Here is a 16863-nt window from a genome sequence, read left to right as displayed (position 1 = left end):
TCGGCAGCGGTGTTCAGTGACTCAGCACGTGACCGTCGCCGGGGCGATGGTCACGGGAGCGTCGCAGGTCGGCCAGCGCGAAGGTGCGCAGCAGCCAGCGGTCGCCCCCGTCGTAGCGCGGCCGGAAGGCCGTCCTGCCGTGCGTCGTCACCCGGTTGTCCACGATCGCCAGGTCCCCCGGCGTCAGCCGGACCGTGTGGGACGCGGCGTCGACGGCCGCCTCCAGTTCGACGAGCGCCCGGCGCGCCTCGGGTGTCAGGGCCGTCGTGGCGGAGAAGTCCACCCTCAGGTCCGGGTCCCGCGGGTCGCCGGTCAGCACCGGACGCGGCGGCGTCGTCCCGGCGGCCGTCCCGAAGGAGGGCGGCGGCTGGGTGCTGAACTCCGGCCGGAACAGCGCCTCCCGCGTCCGCTCCGACAGCCGGGGCAGCGCCTGGCGTATCGAACCGGTGCGCAGTCCCGCCGCCCCGTCGTGGTCGGCGCGCAGGCACAGCAGCATCACGAAGTCCGGCCGGTGCACATGGAAGGCGTTTTCGATGTGGAAGGAGAGCAGCGTGGAGCCCGCGTTGCCCTCGAAGTCCTCCTTGCCCGGGACCGGCACCACGTCCTGCACCAGCGCGCCGGACTTCTCCGGGGCGTACGCCGCCGGGTCGCCGAGCCCGCCGGCCGCGGTCATCAGCAGGGTGGCGGCCGGCACCGTGGGCTCCCGGCGGACCGAGCCGTCCGCCGTCGGAGTGGGCGGGAGCAGCGCCTCGTCCACCGGCAGGCCGGTGACCAGCGTGACCCCGCAGTCGCCCGAGTCCCGGCGGAAGGCACGGACGGCCGCCCGCAGCCGGGCGGGCAGCTCCTCCCAGCCCTCGCGGGCCGCGGCGGCCGTGTCCGGGGCGTCAAGGCCGCCGCCCGCGGCGCGGCACACGCGCTCCGCGGCACGCCGGACGACCGCCGTCTCGGCCTCGGACAGGGCCAGCGCGGGAGGGGCGGCGACCGGCAGGCTCAGCGAGGGGCTCAGGGAGGTCATCGGGAACCCTCCCGGACCCGCCAGTCCGTGGCCGCCTCGGCCGGCGCCGGTGGCCGGGCCGGGTCGGCGTCCGGCGTCCAGGTGAGCACCCTGCCGTCCCAGGAGGCGGTGACCGCGTCGTCGCCGAGCCAGCAGACCGCGCTCACCGCGCTGCCGTGTCCCTCCAGCACGTGCTGGTGCAGCGGGGCGAGGGTCTCGGGGTCGAGGACCCACAGGCGGCCGGTGAAGTCGTACGAGCCGGTGACCAGCAGGGGCTCGCCGCCCGGGTGCCAGGCCGCGCACTTGGCCGACTCGTCGTGGCCGACCAGCACCTGGAGCAGCTCCCCGGTCTCCAGGTCGTAGATGCGGCTGGTGCGGTCGCGGGACACCGTGGCGAGCAGCGTCCGGCCCGCGACGGTGGTCACGGAACCGCCGTTGATCAGCTCGCCGTGTCCGCCGAAGGAGCGGATCAGGGTGCCCTCGGTGGTGATGAGGTGGGCCCGACGGTCGGTCGAGTAGGTGACCAGCCGGTCCGCGTCCACCCAGGAGACGTCCTTGATGGCCCCGTCGTGGCCCGCGTAGTGCACCCCGGGGACCAGTTCGCGGCCGGTCCAGGCGTACAGGTCGAGTCCGCCCTCGTAGTCGGCGACCGCCAGCCGCTTCCCGTCCGGCGACCAGGCGGCCCGGTTCACCGGGTGCTCGCGCTGGACGGCGGCGACATCGCGTCCGGTCACGGCGTCGGCCACGCCCACCCGCCCGGAGAACGAGCCGTAGGCGACCAGTCCCGGCAACCCGGCCGCGACGGCGACCGTGTTGACCAGGCTTCCGTTGCCCACCGGCACCTCGGTCGCGGTGGCGCCGCGGTGGCTCCAGACGCGGATGGTGCCGTTGTCGCCGCCCGCCGCGAGCACCTCGCCGGCGGCCGAGACGTGATTGACGCCGTGCGTGGGCACCGACGCCTCCAGCGTGATCTCCCGCACCTCGTCGGGCAGGGCGTCCGCCGGGATCTCGGGCACCTCGATCACCGCGGGCCGGGCCGAGAAGGTGCCCGCGACCACCGTCCTGCCGTCCGCGGACCAGTCCACCGCGCGGGGCCACAGGTGCGCGCCGTACCAGCGCACCAGCGGGCGGCAGTCGGCGATGTCCCACAGGGTGATCGTGCTGTCGTAGGCGCCGATGACGATCCGGGACCCGTCCTGGGACCAGGCGACCGACTTCACGGCGGCGGTGTACGGGCCGACCTTGGTGACCAGTTCGCCGTCGGTGCGCACGATGTGCACGAAGCCGTCGTCGCAACTGGCGGCGAGCAGTGTCCCGTCGGGGGACCAGCGGCACATCTCCGCGTGACCGGCCTGGGGCAGGTCGCGCAGCAGGGAGCCGTTGGTGTCCCACAGGCGGATGGTGGCGTCCTCGCCGCAGCTGGCCAGGACACCGGTGGGCGCGGCGTCGACCGACATGCAGTGGTCGGCGTGGAAGATGACGCCCTCCTCGAGCACGCCGGTACGGATGTCCCAGATCCGGCCGGTGCCGTCCTGCGAGACGGTGACCAGGCGGTTCTCGTCCAGCCACGCCAGTGCGTTGAGGTCGTCGGGCTGCCGGGCCAGCAACTGCACCTGACGGCCGGTGGCCACGTCCCAGACCCGGCAGGTCTTGTCGGCCGAGCCGCTGGCGAGGAGCCGGCCCGAGGGGGAGAAGCGCACCCCGTTGACCAGCCGCTCGTGGCGGCCGATCCAGAGCGGGGCGGTACCGGAGCGGTCCCACAGGACCACCCGGCCGTCGTAGCCGGCGCTGGCGTAGTGGGTGCCGTCCGGGCTGAACGCCACGGTGGTCTGGGGCGAGGCGTGCACGGCGGCGCTGTTGCTCGCGGCCTGCGGGTGGAACACGTCTACTGTCCGCATGATCTTCTCGAACTCCTGACAGAGCAGTTGAAAGGACGCAGGTGAAAGGGACGCAGGTGAAAGGGCGCAGGTGAAAGGGCGCGGTGGGAGGGAGGTAGTGGGAAGGAGGTAGTGGGAGGGAGCTGGGGGTGCGGTCTTCTGGGCCGGGGCCGGGGCTGGTCGCCGGGCCGGGGCGGGCGTCCGGGCTAGGGCGTGTCGTCGCGCGGGATGCCGGGGCGGGGCGTGGCCGCGGCCAGCTCGGTGCCGGTGCGCAGGCCCGCTTCGGTCAGCCGGCGCAGCGGGTCCATGATCCGGTGCAGCAGCGGAAGCCCCACCACTTGCGCCAGGCCGCCCAGCGGGATGGTCTCGACGGCACGCGCCCGGACGGCGGGGTCCGGGCCCGGGGAAGGGGCGCCGGTGGGGGCGGGGAGGCGGGCCAGGGTGATGCCGTACAGCACGGCCGCGGTCCACGCCGCCGTCGCGTGGTGGATGTGCAGCCCGGCGCCCGCGAGGTCGCGCAGCAGGGCGGCGGGTGTCGGTTCGCGCCGGGCCGCCTCCCGTACCGGGGCCGGATCGACGCCCGTCGCCCGGACGGCCTCGTCCCAGTAGACCTTGGTACGGCGGCCGTCGGGACCGGCCGGGACGATGCCGTAGACGTGCCCCTTGAAGAAGTGGGGGTAGAAGTCCAGCGCCCCGAGCGTGGCCGGCCCCGTGCGTCCGCCCGCCGTGTCGTCCGCGAAGCAGGGCGAGAACCTGGGGCCCTGCACGTCGTTGCCCACGAGGCTGTCGCCGTCCCCGTGCTCGACCAGGTTGGGGACGGCGATGAAGAGCGCCCGGCCCCGTTCCCGCAGGAACGCGCTCAGGGCCTCGTCGTCCGGGGGCGTGCCGTGCGCGAGCAGCCGACGCGCGTAGTCGGCGAAGTCGGCGGCCAGCGCGCGGGGGAGGACCACGGCCAGCGACGGGGCGTACTCGTCCGGGATGGCCCGGGCCCACCCGGCGCCGCTCAGCGCCGCGAGCCGGACGGCGGAGCCGTTCCAGTGGTTCCAGTTGCTGTAGAAGGCGATCGGATCGTCCGGGCGGCTGCGGACGGCCTCCGCGACCAGGTCGAGGAAGCCCCTCGCGGGGACGACGTCGTCCTGGAGCACCAGCCGGTGCCGCGCCTCGCCGTACGGGCCTGCCCAGGCGGCGGCCGCGGTGCGCAGCGGGGTCGGCGGCCCCTCGGGGTCCGGGTCGAGGACGAGTGCGCGGTCGTCGCCGTCCAGCCGGGCGAGGAGGGCCTGAGCCTGGTCCCGTCGCCGGGGGTGGGCCATGACCCTGATGCCGGGGAGCCGGGGGGCGGCGCGGGTGGGTGCGGGCGGGGGTGGCGGTGCGGGGGCGTGGCCGTGGGCGCCGGCCGAGGTCCTGGTCATGTCACATCCTTGGTGGGCACGGGGCCGGTGCTCCGGTGGGCGAGGTCGGTCCCGTCGGCGGGTGTGCTGCCGTCGGAGGGCGCGGCCCCGTTTGCGGGTGCGGTGCCGTCGGTCGGTGCGGTCCCGTCGGCGGGTGCGGTGCCGTCGGCCGGCGCGATGCGGTACGCGGTGGCCTGGATGCCGAGCGCCGCCAGCAGGGCGATCCCGCCGAACGCGGTGCACACCCACAGCGCCCCGCGGTCCAGCACGAACCCGGCGAGGAGCGGGATGAAGAGGCCGGAGACGGCCCAGGAGAGCTGGAAGAGGGACATGTAACGGCCGCGGATCGCCGCCGGGGCGCTGCTCGCCACCAGGGCGTTGGCCGCGGGCAGGCTGATCATCTCGCCCAGCGTGAAGGTCAGCATCACGGGGACGAGCACCACGATCGCGGTGGTGGCCGACGCCTTGGTCACCAGGTAGAGGCCGGTGAAGACCAGGACGAAGATCAGCCCGGCCCGCACGATCAGCCGCTGCCGCGGTACGTGGGACACCTTCGCCGTCACCGGCATCTGCGCCAGCATGATGGCGACGCTGTTGATCCCGAGGAAGAGGGCCGGCGTCCAGTCGGGCAGCTCCATGATCTCCACGGCGTAGGCGGGCAGGATCGTCGAGGGCAGGGCCCAGGCGAAGGTGAGGAGCATGAAGAAGAAGCAGAACCCGGTGAACGCGTGGTCGGTGAAGGCCTCCCGCCAGCCGGGGGCCCGCCGGTCGCCGTCCCCCTCGTCCCGCGGTTTCCCGGCCCCTCGTGCCGTCGGGACGCGGACCCCCGCCAGCAGCACCGCGGCGACGAGCGACGTGGCCACGTTCAGGGCCAGCACCAGGTCCGCCGCGCCGTGGCCGAACAGGACGGTCAGGCCCGAGCTGGCCAGGGCCCCGGTCGCCACGGTGAAGTTCTTGATGGTCCCGACCGCGGCGTAGGTGGCGTCGAGCTTGCGGCCCGAGGCCAGGTCCACCACGATCACCGGCCAACTCGCCCAGTACAGGCGGTCACCGGCCATGACGAGGAACGTCGACACCGCGATCAGCGTCCACTCGGACGCGAACGGGTAGAGGCCGTAACCCAGCGCCGTGACCAGGTTGCTGGAGACCAGCACGGTCTTCGGGGAGAACCGGTCGACCAGCCAGCCCGCCAGCAGGGCCGTCGGCAGCGCCGCGAGGGTGCCGGCGCTGACCGCCGAGCCGATGGCCGAGAAGGACAGCCCGGTGTTGTAGGAGAAGTAGAGGAACGCCAGCGGGGCGAACAGGCCCCAGCCGAAGGTGTCGACGAAGACGGAGGAGAAGATGCGGCCGCGCTGCGGGATGCGGGGCAGACCCAGGCTGATCACGTCGTGTCCTCCCCCGACTCGGGCCGCACCTTGTGCCAGGTGTCGCGGCCGGTCGCCAGTTCCCAGACGGCCCGCCAGGCAGAGGTCGACTCCAGGAGTTCGAACGGCAGCAGCAGGGCCCAGCCGGAGCCGACCCGCAGCACCTCCCACACCGGGTCGCGCGAGACGCTGCGGACGCGCAGTGCCTCGCCGAGGAGCAGCGCGGCGGCGGGAAGGCGCAGCGCGCGGCAGCGCACGGCCGCGGCGGTCACCGGCAGCACACTGAGCTGGCCGAGCAGGCTGAGCGTCATCAGTGCCACGGCGGCCCGCGGCCGGGGCGGCAGCGGTGCCCCGCGCAGGAAGCGGAACCCGATGTCCAGTTGGCCGCGGATCCACCGGGTGCGCTGCCGCAGCGCGGGCCCGACCACCGAGGTCCGGGTCCCGTACGAGAAGGACACGACGCGCCCCATGCGCACCCCGGCGGCGGCGGCCCGCACCGCCCACTCGTACAGCTCCTCGACGCCGTCCTCGCTGAACGGCCCGACCTCGCTCAGGGCCGTGCGGCGGAAGTAGACGGAACTGCCGAGAAGCATGTGCATGCCGGTCCGGCGGTTGACGTACTCCATGGCGCCGAAGAACGCCGCCGACTGCGCGAGCGTGACCCGGTTGACCAGGTCGCCGCCCGCTTCGGGCAGTTCGATGGCGTCGACGACGCCGAGGTCGCGGGCGTCGAGCGCGGCCACCGCTTGGCGGAGCTGGTGCGGGTCCGGGACCGTGTCCGCGTCGTAGACGGCGACGAACGGGGTGTCGACCTCGCGCAGCGCGTGATTGAGGGCCTTCGCCTTCGGCGTCATCGAGGGCACCGGCACCACCCGCAGCTCGCCGCCGAAGCCCGCCCGCGCCGCCGCGGCGACGTCCTCGGCGGCGGCCACGTCCTCCGGGTACCTGGAGTCGACGAGCCAGCGCACGGACAGCCGGTCGTGCGGGTAGTCCAGGGACCCGAGCATGTCGGCGGAGCGCCGCAGGATCGCGGCGGTCTCCCGGTAGAAGGGGACGAGGACGGTGACCGGGGGGAGTGCCGCCGGCGTGCCGGTGGACGGGTGCGCCCGTTCCCGGGGCGCGAGACGGGAGTTGGGGAGGAGGAATCCGGTCACCGGGTGCCTCCCGTCCGGGCGGCGGGCCGCAGTTCGACCCGCAGGTCGGGCCCGGTCCGGTCCACCGAGGTGATGCGGAACCGGTGCGCCGCGTCGATCGACCCGACCCCCAGCGCCCCGGTGGCGCCCACGCCCTCGGAGCCCAGCAGCAGCGGTGCGACATGGGCGACGACGCGGTCGACCAGTCCCGCGCGGACGAAGGAGGCGGCGAGTGCGGGGCCGCCTTCGAGCAGCACCGACCGCACTCCCCGGCCGTCCAGCGCGTCGAGCAGTGCGAGGGGCGGGAAGTGCCCGTGCGCGTCGGTCTTCAGACGCAGTACGTCTATGCCGCCGGCGGTGCCGTTGGCGCCATCGGTGTGGCCGGTGCGGCCGGTGCGGCCGGTGCGGCCGGTGCGGCCGGTGCGGCCGGTGCAGCCGGTGCTGCCGACTCCGCCGACGCCGTCGGCCTCGGCTCCGGTGGCCGGATCGGTCACCACGAGCGTCGGGGCCGTACCGTCCAGCAGCCGGGAGTCCGGCGGCAGCTCGCCGCGGGCGTCCAGCGCCACCCGCAGGGGAGGGCGGCCCGTGACGCCGTGCCGCAGGTCGAGCCGGGGGTCGTCGGCCCGCCAGGTCCCGGATCCGACGAGGACGGCGTCGTGCCGGGCACGCAGTTCATGGGCGTCGGCCCGGGACTCGGCGGAGCTGATCCAGCGGGACGAGCCGTCGGCGGCGGCGCTGCGGCCGTCCAGGGTCGTGGCGAACTTCCAGGTGACGAAGGGGCGTCCGGTGCGTATGGCGGTGAGCCACATCTCCAGGACCGCCTCGGCCTCTGCCCGGAGGACTCCGCCGACCACCTCGATCCCGGCGTCCGCCAGTCGTCGCGCTCCGCCGGCGGCCACCCGGTTCGGGTCCGCCACCGCGTACAGGACCCGGCGGACCCCGGCCTCGATCAACGCCCGGGAGCAGGGGCCCGTGCGGCCTTGGTGGTCGCAGGGTTCGAGGGTGACCACCGCGGTGGTCCCGTGCTGCCTGCCCTGCGCCCGCCGCAGTGCGTCGACCTCCGCGTGCGCGGTGCCGGGGCCCCGGTGCACCCCGGTCGCGACGGTGGTGCCGTCCGGGTCGAGGAGTACGCAGCCCACCGCGGGGTTCGAACCGGTCGCCCCCACCTCGGCCGCGGCCAGCTCCAACGCCCGGCGCATGGCGTCCAGCTCCCGCGGGGAGGCCGCGGCCGGCACCTCGGGGCGCTCAGTCACCTTGGGCCGCTCGGCCTCCTCGGGCCGCTCAGACTTCGAGTGCATGACCGGCTCGTTCGCGCTTGGCCGTCAGATAGGCGTGATTGTTCTCATTGACGAAGGTCCCCGTCGTGACGACGTCCGATATGACAACGCCGTGCGAACGCAGCTGGTTTCCCTTCTCCGGGTTGTTGGAGAGCAGCCGGATTCGGGACACGCCCAGGGCGCTCAGCATGTCGGCCGCCACCCGGTAGTCACGCAGATCATGGCTGAAATTGAGCACCGCATTCGCTTCGAAGGTGTCCAGCCCGCCGTCCTGCAGCAGGTAGGCGTCGAACTTGTTGTAGAGCCCGATGCCGCGCCCCTCCTGCCGCAGATACAGGATGATCCCGCCTTCGTGGGAGCACATGGCGAGTGCCTCGTGGAGTTGCGGGCCGCAGTCGCAGCGCTGGGATCCGAAGACGTCGCCGGTAAGGCATTCGGAATGCACGCGCACCAGCGGGTCGTTCTTCTTTTCCCAGCCGGGCAGCAGAAGTGCGACGTGCTCGCGGCCGTCGTGCAGCCCCTGGAAACTGACCATGGTGCTCGCCCGGCGCCCCAGCCCCGGGACGTCGATCGGGACCTCCACCCGTGCCCTCACCTGCACGGCGGGCGCGGCGGCCGGGGTCGGGGCGACGATCACGTCTTCGTTCTCTTCGGTGCGCATGGTCATCCCCACTGCGAGTCGTCCGTCGAATCGGTGAAGGCAGAGATCTCGAACTGTGATTCGTGCTGCGCGGCGTGAGTAATTTCGGAAATCGCTCCGAGAGCGAGGAGCGCGGAAAGGGTGAACGCGGCGACTGCCGTGCGTAAATTCGCGGTCTTGAACATACAGCTGCCCCCTGTTTTCGCCCGCCGTCAATGCCGGGTCGAGTTGCCGTGATGTCTGCTCAGGATCCTGGGTCCCGGCCCGGTCTTGTGCCAAGGGGAAAACGTGGCATGATCATGCATTGCCGGAATCAGAAGGATGTACAGATGTGTGTGAAACTGGACATACCGAACAATATTCAGGTGTTTGAGATCTGTCAGAAGGGGCTGCACTTCTATGCGCGAATTTTGAAAGGACGCTCAATAAATCAGGAAACTCCCGAGTGCTTGACGAGCCTCGGACTTCTGCGCCGGACGTCCGACGGCGACGTCGTCGCCATTCCGCCGGGGCTGGCCGCCGGCGGCATCGTGCGGCCCCTGGAGGCGGCCATCGGCCGCCAGCAGCAGGCGCTGGACGCGGTCCACGCGTCGATCCACCGCGCCGAGCAGGTCTACCGCGACAGCTACCGCGAGGACGGGGTGCAGGCCGCCCGGGTCATCAGCGGCGCGGACGTCATCAGCACCACGCTCGCCTCGGCCGTCGACTCCTGCCAGGAGGAGCTGCTCACCGCCCAGCCCGGTGGCGGCCGTCCGCAGGAGCTGCTGGCCAAGGCCCTCGCCAGCGATCTGCCGGCGCTGCGGCGCGGGGTGCGGCAGCGCACGATCTACCAGCACACCATCCGCACCCACAACCCCACGCTCTTCTACGTGGAGCAGATCTCGGCCGCCGGGGCGGAAGTGCGCACCCTGGAGGAGGTCTTCGACCGGATCATCGTCTGCGACCAGCGCATCGCCTTCGTGCCCGACCCCGGGGAGCGGCGCAGTCAGACCGCCCTGGCGATCGAGCACCCGGGACTCATCCGCTACCTCGTCGGCATGTTCGAGCACGCCTGGGAGCGTGCCACCCCGCTCCGGTACTCCCCCGGGGCGCACCGTCCGCCCTTGCTGGCCGACGAGACGCGCCGATCGGTCCTGCAGCTGATGGTGAACGGCTACACCGACGAGGCCATCGCCGGGCGGCTCGGCATGAGCGTCAGGACCGTGGCCACCCATGTGCGCAAGGCGTCGGAGGCCTTCAACAGCCGCAGCCGTGCCCAGCTGGCCTTCCTCATCGCCAAGACCGGCGTGCTCGACGAAGGGGCCACCCCGGCGGGCGACGACCCGTCGGCCCTCGCGGCCGACTGACCCGCCGTCGATGCCGAAGGGTCCGCTGGTGTCCGCACCGGAGCGGGTGCGGAGCGGGTGCCCTCCCGGAAGGAGGGAGTCCGGCGCCCCCGGCAGGACTCGAACCTGCGGCCAAGCGCTTAGAAGGCGCCTGCTCTATCCACTGAGCTACGGGGGCCTGGTGTGGTGGCCTCGGTCGTGGTGTGCCCGGGTGTGGGCAGGTCCGTGACCTCGCCGGGGACAAGGATAGGGCTCCCGGCTCCATGTCCCGGATGCTTCCCCTCCGTGGCTCGATGTGGAGGTTCGGTGAAGCGATCCCGATAATCGCAGGCAGTTACGAATCGTGCATCGCTTTTGGCGTCTCGCGCATCGGGTGTTGTCCACTCGTTATGCCTGGACTGTCCTCGCGCCCCAGTAGTCCCTTCCGTCCGGAGTGTCCGGTCGGCGCGCAGACATGCTCATCATGCTCATATGCTTCAGAATTCCCTCAAAATTGGGCATTCTGCACATGTGGTGACCTTGGACGTACGGCCTCAGCTGCTCGACGCACTCTCCGCCCTGCGCGACCGTGTCGCGGCCGCACGCTTCCCGCTGCCTCTCGCGGGGGCCCCACGCGCGCGTGCCAACCGCGACGAACTGCTCGCGCAACTCGACGACTACCTGGTGCCCCGCCTCAAGGAGCCGGAGGCACCGTTGCTGGCGGTGGTGGGCGGATCCACCGGCGCCGGGAAGTCGACCCTGGTGAACTCCCTGGTGGGACGCCGGGTCAGCGAAGCGGGTGTGCTCCGGCCCACCACCCGCACACCGGTCCTGGTGTGCCACCCGGAGGACCACCACTGGTTCAGCGGCATGCGGGTGCTGCCCGACCTCACGCGTGTGTGGGTGCCCCACCGCGACCCGGACGACGACCTGCTGCTGCCCGGCGAGAACCCCGCGCGCGTGCTGCGCGTCGAGACCGCCGACACCCTGCCGCCCGGCATCGCCCTCCTGGACGCGCCCGACGTCGACTCCCTCGTCGCCGACAACCGTGTCCTGGCGGCCGAGCTGATCTGCGCCGCCGACATCTGGGTGATGGTCACCACGGCCGCGCGGTACGCCGACGCGGTGCCCTGGCACCTGCTGCGCACTGCCAAGGAGTACGACGCCACCCTGGTCACCGTGCTCGACCGGGTGCCCCACCAGGTGGTGGCCGAGGTGTCGCGGCAGTACGGGGCACTGCTCACCAAGGCCGGGCTCGGCGACGTCCCCCGCTTCACGGTCCCCGAACTGCCCGAGTCGGCCTGGGGCGGCGGGCTGCTGCCGGCCAGCGCCGTGGCGCCGCTGCGTTCCTGGCTCGTCCACCGGGCGCAGGAACTCGAGGCCCGGCACGACGCCATGGCCCGCACGGCGCACGGCATCCTGGACTCGCTCAAGTCCCGGATGCCCGAGCTGGCCGGGGCCACCGCCGCCCAGTACGCCGCCGCGCTGCGGCTCACCGCCGCCGTCGACGGCGCCTACGACAGTGAGCACGCGCGCGTACGGGGACGGTTGCAGGCGGGCGCGGTGCTCGCCGGGGACGCGCTGAAGCGCTGGCGGGCCTTTCCCCTCGACTGCACCCCGGAGGAACTCCTCGACTCGCTGGTGGAGAGCCTGAGCGCCCTGCTGCTGTGTGCCGTCACGGCCGCCGACGAGCGGGTCGACGAGGCCTGGCGCCACGAACCGGCGGCGGGGGCCCCCGAACTCGCGGGCCCCGCCCCCGCGCCGGAGAGCGCCGAGCACCGCATCGGAATGGCCGTACGGCGCTGGCGGCGCGAACTGGAGGAGTACGCCGAGGACGAGGTGCGCGAGCTGGACCGGAACCTCGCGCCCGACCCCGGGGTGGTGGCCGGCCTCGTCGCCACCGTGCTGCTGGGCGGGCGGCGCGCGCGCGTCGCCGGGGAGCGGCTCGCCGAGCGGATCGGCGCCCATGGCGCGCTGCGGCTGCGCGACCGGGGCGGGCGGCTGCTGGAGGAGCACGTCGACCGGGTCATGCACGCCGAGCGCGAGCGCAGGCTGGCGCCGCTCGACGGCCTCGAGGTGCACCCCGAGCCACAGGCAGAGCTGATCGCCGCGCTGTCCGTACTGCAGAAGGAGAGGTGACCGGTGACCGCCGTCACTGACCAGGACCCCACCGAGCACACCGAACACACCGACCCTGCGACGAAGGAGGCGGACCCCGGGGAACGCGGGGGTCGCGGGGACCATGGGGATCGCGGAGATCGCGGGGATCGCGAGGGCAGGGAGGCCCACGAGGATCGCGCGGACCGAGCCGATCGTGCGGACCGTGCGGCCGACGCGCCGGACCCCCGCGAGGACCGGGCTACCCGGGACAGCCGGAGCAGCCGGGATGACAGGGATGACAGGGGTGACCGGGGGGAGCGGGAGGAGCGGGTCGCCCGGGAGAGGCGGGACGGTCCGGGGCACCGGGTCGGTCGAGGTGGCCGGGACGACGACCGGGGCCGCGGGGAGGGCAACGGCTCCTGGGGCGATCAGGGCGATCAGGGCGAACGGAGCGGCTCGGGGCGGCGGGGTGCTCGGGAAGACGTAGACGGCCGGGACGGGCAGGCCCGCCGGGGCGGGGACGAACCTGCCGAACAGGCGGCCGCCCGTGAGCGCTACGGAAGTCAGCGTGCCGGACGTGAGCGCGTCGCGCGTGAGGACGTGGCGGCTGAGGTGGGGGAGGCCGGGGAAGCGGGGCGCCGGAGGCGGCTGCGGGAACGCTGGAGCGAGCGCGCCGGCGGGTCTCACACGCGCGTGCGGGACGAGACCACCGGGGGGAACCCCCGCGCGGAGGGCTCGCCCGGCGGCGCAAGCAGTGCCGGCGCTGCAAGCGGTTCTGGCGGTTCTGGCGGTTCCGGGGACGGGGAGGCCGCCTGGGGCGACGGGCTGATCGCACGGCGGGTGGACGAGAACGGCGGGGCCGAGCAGTTCGCCGTCCTGCCGAGCAGGCCCGCCGCCTCCTCGGCCGCCCTGATGCCGCTCGCCTACGACGGCAACCTGAGGTCGCGCCTGGACGCGCTGCGCGAACTGGTGGGGCTCTCCCGGACCCGGCTCGACAGCGGGACCCTGGCCGAGGCGGGCCGGGTCCTGGATGAGGCCGCCGCCCGGCGCAGGCTCTCCGGACAGCACACCGTCGTCGCCATCGCCGGTGCCACCGGCAGCGGCAAGTCGCAGCTCTTCAACACCCTCGCCGGGGTGACCATCTCCGAGACCGGTGTCCGCCGGCCGACCACCGCCGCGCCCATCGCGTGCAGTTGGAGCGACGGCGCCGCCAGCCTCCTCGACCGGCTCGGCATCCCGGGCCGACTGCGCCGCCGTCCGCTCCAGCACCCGGACTCCGAGTCGCCGCTGCGCGGGCTGGTCCTGATCGACCTGCCCGACCACGACTCGGCGGCCGTCCAGCACCGTGAGCAGGTGGACCGCATCCTGGCGCTGGTGGACGCCGTCATCTGGGTCGTCGACCCGGAGAAGTACGCCGACGCCCTGATCCACGAACGCTATCTGCGACCGATGGCGGGCCACGCCGAGGTCACCTTCGTCGTCCTCAACCAGGTCGACCGGCTGCCCGGGGAGGCCGCCGAGCAGGTCCTCGACGACCTGCGGCGCCTGCTCGACGAGGACGGCATCGCGCTGGGCGAGTACGGCGAACCGGGCGCCACCGTGCTCGCCCTGTCCGCGCTCACCGGGGAGGGCGTCGGCGAACTGCGCGAGACACTCGGCCAGTTCGTCGCCGAACGGCAGGCCCCGGCCCGCCGGATCGCGGCCGACGTGGACGCCGCTGCCCGACGCCTGCGCCCCGTCTACGTCACCGGGCGGCGCACCGGGCTCAGCGAGGAGGCGCGGGAGGAGTTCGCGGACCGGCTGGCCGACGCGGTGGGCGCCACCGCCGCGGGCGAGGCGGCCGAACGCGCCTGGCTGCGCAACGCCAACCGCGCGTGCGGGACTCCCTGGTTGCGGCTGTGGCGCTGGTACCACGACCGCCGCGACCCCGTCACGGGACGGCTGTCCACGCGCGCCCAGGCGGACGAGGAGGCCACGGCCCGGCAGCGCGTCGAGCAGGCGGTGCGTACGGTCTCGGACCGGGCGTCGGCCGGACTGCCGGCGCCGTGGGCGCAGGCGATGCGCGAGGCCGCCGTCCGCGGCGCCCAGGGGCTGCCCGAGGCCCTCGACGAACTGGCGGTGCGCGCGGGCCTGCCGCCGGGACGGCCGCCGCGGCCCGGCTGGTGGCCGGTGGCCGTACTCGCCCAGGCGACCATGACCCTGCTCCAGGTGGTGGGCGGCCTGTGGCTGCTCGGCCAGATCATCGGCGTCGTGCCGCCGAACCTGGGCGTTCCGGTGCTGCTGATGCTGGCCGGCATCGTCGGCGGCCCGCTCATCGAGTGGAGCTGCCGCCTGGCGGCCCGCGGACCCGCCCGGCGCTACGGCCACGAGGCGGAACGCCTGTTGCGGGAGGCGGCCGCGGGCTGCGGCCGGGCCAGGGTGCTGGATCCGCTGGCGGCGGAGTTGCTGCGCTACCGCGAGGTGCGGGAACAGTACGCGCGGGTCACGGGGGCGGGGGTGGGGGCGGGGACCGCGACGAGGTAGCGGCCTGCATCCACGGCAACCACCCCTGCGGGTGGCGGAGTTCTCCACAGGCGCCGGGCCGGTCCACAACCCTCGGCGGACCGGCCCGAAGGCGGGCAGTCTGACCTCCACGGCGATCGCGACGGACGCGGTCGCCCCGGCCGCCGCACGGGACGGGCCCGTGCGGGAGGGAGGACTCGCGATGAACGAGACGATGATCTGCGCGGTGGGCAACGTGGCCACCCAGCCCGTCTTCCGCGACCTGGTGAACGGAGGGTCGCTGCGCTTCCGCCTCGCGGTCACCGCGCGCTACTGGGACCGCGAGAAGAGCGCCTGGACGGACGGACACACCAACTTCTTCACGGTGTGGGCCAACCGGCAGCTCGCCACCAACGCCTCGGGATCACTCGCGGTGGGCGACCCCGTCGTCGTGCAGGGCAGGCTGAAGGTGCGCACCGACGTGCGGGAGGGGCAGAGCCGGACCTCGGCCGACATCGACGCGGTGGCGATCGGCCACGATCTCGCCCGCGGCACGGCCGCGTTCCGCCGCACCGGCAGGGCGGAGGCGTCGGCCTCCCCGCCCCGGCCGGAACCCAACTGGGAAGTCCCGACCGGAGAATCCCCCGGAGAGCCGGCCGGAGCACCGACCGGAGATCCCGCGGGGGACTCCGCGGGGGAGCCGTCGGAGGAGTCGGCGGCGCAGCCGACCGCCCCGGCCGCCGAACACCGCCCGGAGCCGGTCCCGGTGGGATGACCCCGAGGCCCGTCCAGGCACGCGCCGGGGGCGCACTCGGGTGGATTTGTCGATAAGCCCTGCTCAAAGACGCTCTCGGCGATAACGATTCCGATTCGGATCACCGCGCGGGCGACGATCACCGGCTAGCCCGGTCCGTCACGTCCTTAGGATGCCGAACGAGCCTTGTGTGGCTGCTGATTCTGCTGGTGGGACCGTTCCCCCCACGTCAACGGGTCCCGCTCGAAGGGGAATGTGGTGTTTTCTTCGCTCGCTGCGCCGTCTCTGCCCGGTCGAGGGGCGGCGCGTCTCGTCGCCGGGGCGCTGGCGTCCGCGCTCGCCGTCGCGGGTGTGGTGACCGGTGCGGCACCGGCCGCCGCCGAGGACGGCGCGCCGGACGGTGTGCGGGGGCAGGGCGGGGCGACGGCCACGATAGGCGGCCTGAAGACGCACGGCACCGCGGTCATCCACGCGGAGGACGGCGACCAGCAGGTGTCCGCCGGCCTGTTCGAGATGTCCGTCGAGGGCGGCGGCATGCTGCAGACGTACTGCGTCGACATCCAGAACCCGACCCAGAAGGACGCGAAGTACCGGGAAACCCCCTGGAGCGGGACGTCGTTGGGCACCAACAAGGACGCCGGCCGCATCCGCTGGATCCTGGGGAACTCCTACCCGCAGGTCAACGACCTGGCCGCGCTGGCGAAGAAGGCGGGCGTCCGCGGCGGTCTCACCGAGGAGGACGCGGCGGCGGGCACCCAGGTCGCCATCTGGCGCTACTCGGACGACGTGGACGTCGACGCCGTCGACCCGCAGGCCGAGCGGCTTGCCGACTACCTGGAGAAGAACGCCCGCAACCTGGCCGAGCCCGCGGCGTCCCTCGCCCTCGACCCGCCGGCCGTCTCCGGCCGCCCCGGCGAGCGGCTCGGCCCGGTGACGGTCCACACCAACGCGGGCGGCGCGACGGTCACGCCCCCGGTGGACGCCGCCGCCAAGGGCGCCGTACGGATCGTCGACAAGAAGGGCGAGCCCGTCACCGAGGTCCGCGACGGCACCCAGGTCTTCTTCGACGTGCCCGAGGACGCGGAGCCCGGCACCGCCCAGTTGTCCGTCCAGGCGTCGACGACCGTGCCGGTCGGCCGCGCCTTCGCTTCCGACAGCCGCAGCCAGACGCAGATCCTGGCCGGTTCCAGCGAGTCGACGGTCGCGGCGACGGCGACCGCCACCTGGGCCGCCGAGGGCGCGATACCCGCCCTGTCCGCCGAGAAGAACTGCGCCGAGGGCACCCTCGACATCACCGCGCTCAACAAGGGCGACGCGCCCTTCACCTTCCAGCTGCTGGACACCGAGTACACCATCGCACCGGGCGAGACCCGGACGGTGCCGGTGCCGCTGCCGGAGGACCGCGCCTACGACTTCACCATCCGCGGCCCGGCCGGCTTCGAACAGCGCTTCACCGGCGTCCTCGACTGCCGCACCCAGAGCGCCACCCTGGCCGACACCCCCCACACCCTCAGCGAACCGGCCCCCGCCCCCGTCGTCCCCCCCCCCCCC

13 protein-coding genes and 1 tRNA gene are annotated in these 16863 nt (G+C 73.6%); 5 read left to right on the top strand and 9 right to left on the bottom strand.

Annotation, left to right across the window (positions count from 1 at the left end):
* Positions 1-13: 13 nt before the first annotated feature.
* The 8 genes from K7854_RS28085 to K7854_RS28050 all read right to left on the bottom strand — a co-directional run bounded on the left by K7854_RS28085 (position 14) and on the right by K7854_RS28050 (position 8858).
* Complete coding sequence (locus K7854_RS28085) at positions 14-1015, bottom strand: clavaminate synthase family protein (RefSeq protein WP_226029347.1); 1002 nt, start codon at positions 1013-1015, stop codon at positions 14-16.
* Positions 1012-2892 carry a WD40 repeat domain-containing protein gene (locus K7854_RS28080; RefSeq protein WP_226029346.1) on the bottom strand — a complete coding sequence of 627 codons (1881 nt, stop codon included), beginning with the start codon at positions 2890-2892 and terminating at the stop codon, positions 1012-1014. The genes K7854_RS28085 and K7854_RS28080 overlap by 4 nt, the downstream gene beginning before the upstream one ends.
* A gap of 185 nt (positions 2893-3077) precedes the next feature.
* Positions 3078-4280 carry a hypothetical protein gene (locus K7854_RS28075; RefSeq protein WP_226029345.1) on the bottom strand — a complete coding sequence of 401 codons (1203 nt, stop codon included), beginning with the start codon at positions 4278-4280 and terminating at the stop codon, positions 3078-3080.
* Complete coding sequence (locus K7854_RS28070; RefSeq protein ID WP_226029344.1) at positions 4277-5644, bottom strand: MDR family MFS transporter; 1368 nt, start codon at positions 5642-5644, stop codon at positions 4277-4279. Before K7854_RS28070 ends, K7854_RS28075 begins: the two co-directional genes overlap by 4 nt.
* Positions 5641-6777, bottom strand: coding sequence for a glycosyltransferase (locus K7854_RS28065; protein ID WP_226029343.1), 1137 nt, complete (start codon positions 6775-6777; stop codon positions 5641-5643). Before K7854_RS28065 ends, K7854_RS28070 begins: the two co-directional genes overlap by 4 nt.
* Entirely contained in the window at positions 6774-7955 is a 1182-nt protein-coding gene (ribD, locus tag K7854_RS28060) for a bifunctional diaminohydroxyphosphoribosylaminopyrimidine deaminase/5-amino-6-(5-phosphoribosylamino)uracil reductase RibD (RefSeq protein WP_226029391.1), read from the bottom strand. Before ribD ends, K7854_RS28065 begins: the two co-directional genes overlap by 4 nt.
* An 82-nt stretch (positions 7956-8037) precedes the next feature.
* The gene (locus K7854_RS28055; protein ID WP_226029342.1) at positions 8038-8694 is read right to left on the bottom strand and encodes a GTP cyclohydrolase II; all 657 of its coding nucleotides are present in this window, start codon (positions 8692-8694) and stop codon (positions 8038-8040) included.
* Between the two features lie 2 nt (positions 8695-8696).
* Positions 8697-8858, bottom strand: a complete 162-nt coding sequence (locus K7854_RS28050) for a hypothetical protein (RefSeq protein WP_226029341.1) — start codon at positions 8856-8858, stop codon at positions 8697-8699.
* Between the two features lie 264 nt (positions 8859-9122).
* On the opposite strand from K7854_RS28050, the gene K7854_RS28045 reads away from it, so the two are divergent.
* Positions 9123-10019 carry a helix-turn-helix domain-containing protein gene (locus tag K7854_RS28045; RefSeq protein WP_226029340.1) on the top strand — a complete coding sequence of 299 codons (897 nt, stop codon included), beginning with the start codon at positions 9123-9125 and terminating at the stop codon, positions 10017-10019.
* Positions 10020-10103: 84 nt separating this feature from the next.
* Here K7854_RS28045 and K7854_RS28040 read toward each other — a convergent pair.
* Positions 10104-10176: transfer RNA gene (locus tag K7854_RS28040), tRNA-Arg, on the bottom strand.
* A 332-nt stretch (positions 10177-10508) separates the two neighbouring features.
* Here K7854_RS28040 and K7854_RS28035 point away from each other — a divergent pair.
* From K7854_RS28035 to K7854_RS28020, 4 genes are all read left to right on the top strand, one after another.
* On the top strand, positions 10509-12116 hold the full coding sequence (locus tag K7854_RS28035; protein ID WP_226029339.1) for a dynamin family protein: 1608 nt from the start codon (positions 10509-10511) through the stop codon (positions 12114-12116).
* An 801-nt stretch (positions 12117-12917) separates the two neighbouring features.
* Positions 12918-14600 carry a YfjP family GTPase gene (locus K7854_RS28030; RefSeq protein ID WP_372481080.1) on the top strand — a complete coding sequence of 561 codons (1683 nt, stop codon included), beginning with the start codon at positions 12918-12920 and terminating at the stop codon, positions 14598-14600.
* A 181-nt stretch (positions 14601-14781) separates the two neighbouring features.
* Positions 14782-15333 (top strand): single-stranded DNA-binding protein, encoded by a 552-nt coding sequence (locus K7854_RS28025; RefSeq protein WP_226029337.1) that lies wholly within the window; start codon positions 14782-14784, stop codon positions 15331-15333.
* A 237-nt stretch (positions 15334-15570) separates the two neighbouring features.
* The coding region (locus K7854_RS28020) for a Cys-Gln thioester bond-forming surface protein (RefSeq protein WP_226029336.1) at positions 15571-16863 on the top strand (1293 nt) is incomplete at its 3' end.

The sequence above is a fragment of the Streptomyces hyderabadensis genome (assembly GCF_020404845.1).
GTDB lineage: Bacteria > Actinomycetota > Actinomycetes > Streptomycetales > Streptomycetaceae > Streptomyces > Streptomyces hyderabadensis.
Note: the sequence above shows the minus strand (reverse complement) of the source record. Positions and strands in the feature narration are given on the sequence as shown.

Bases quoted from the DNA above. Each gene is read 5' to 3' on its own strand.
- K7854_RS28085 (WP_226029347.1), bottom strand. From the start codon at position 1,015: ATGACCTCCCTGAGCCCCTCGCTGAGCCTGCCGGTCGCCGCCCCTCCC.
- K7854_RS28055 (WP_226029342.1), bottom strand. From the start codon at position 8,694: ATGCGCACCGAAGAGAACGAAGACGTGATCGTCGCCCCGACCCCGGCC.
- K7854_RS28080 (WP_226029346.1), bottom strand. From the start codon at position 2,892: ATGCGGACAGTAGACGTGTTCCACCCGCAGGCCGCGAGCAACAGCGCC.
- K7854_RS28075 (WP_226029345.1), bottom strand. From the start codon at position 4,280: ATGACCAGGACCTCGGCCGGCGCCCACGGCCACGCCCCCGCACCGCCA.
- K7854_RS28050 (WP_226029341.1), bottom strand. From the start codon at position 8,858: ATGTTCAAGACCGCGAATTTACGCACGGCAGTCGCCGCGTTCACCCTT.
- ribD (WP_226029391.1), bottom strand. From the start codon at position 7,955: ATGCGCCGGGCGTTGGAGCTGGCCGCGGCCGAGGTGGGGGCGACCGGT.
- K7854_RS28025 (WP_226029337.1), top strand. From the start codon at position 14,782: ATGAACGAGACGATGATCTGCGCGGTGGGCAACGTGGCCACCCAGCCC.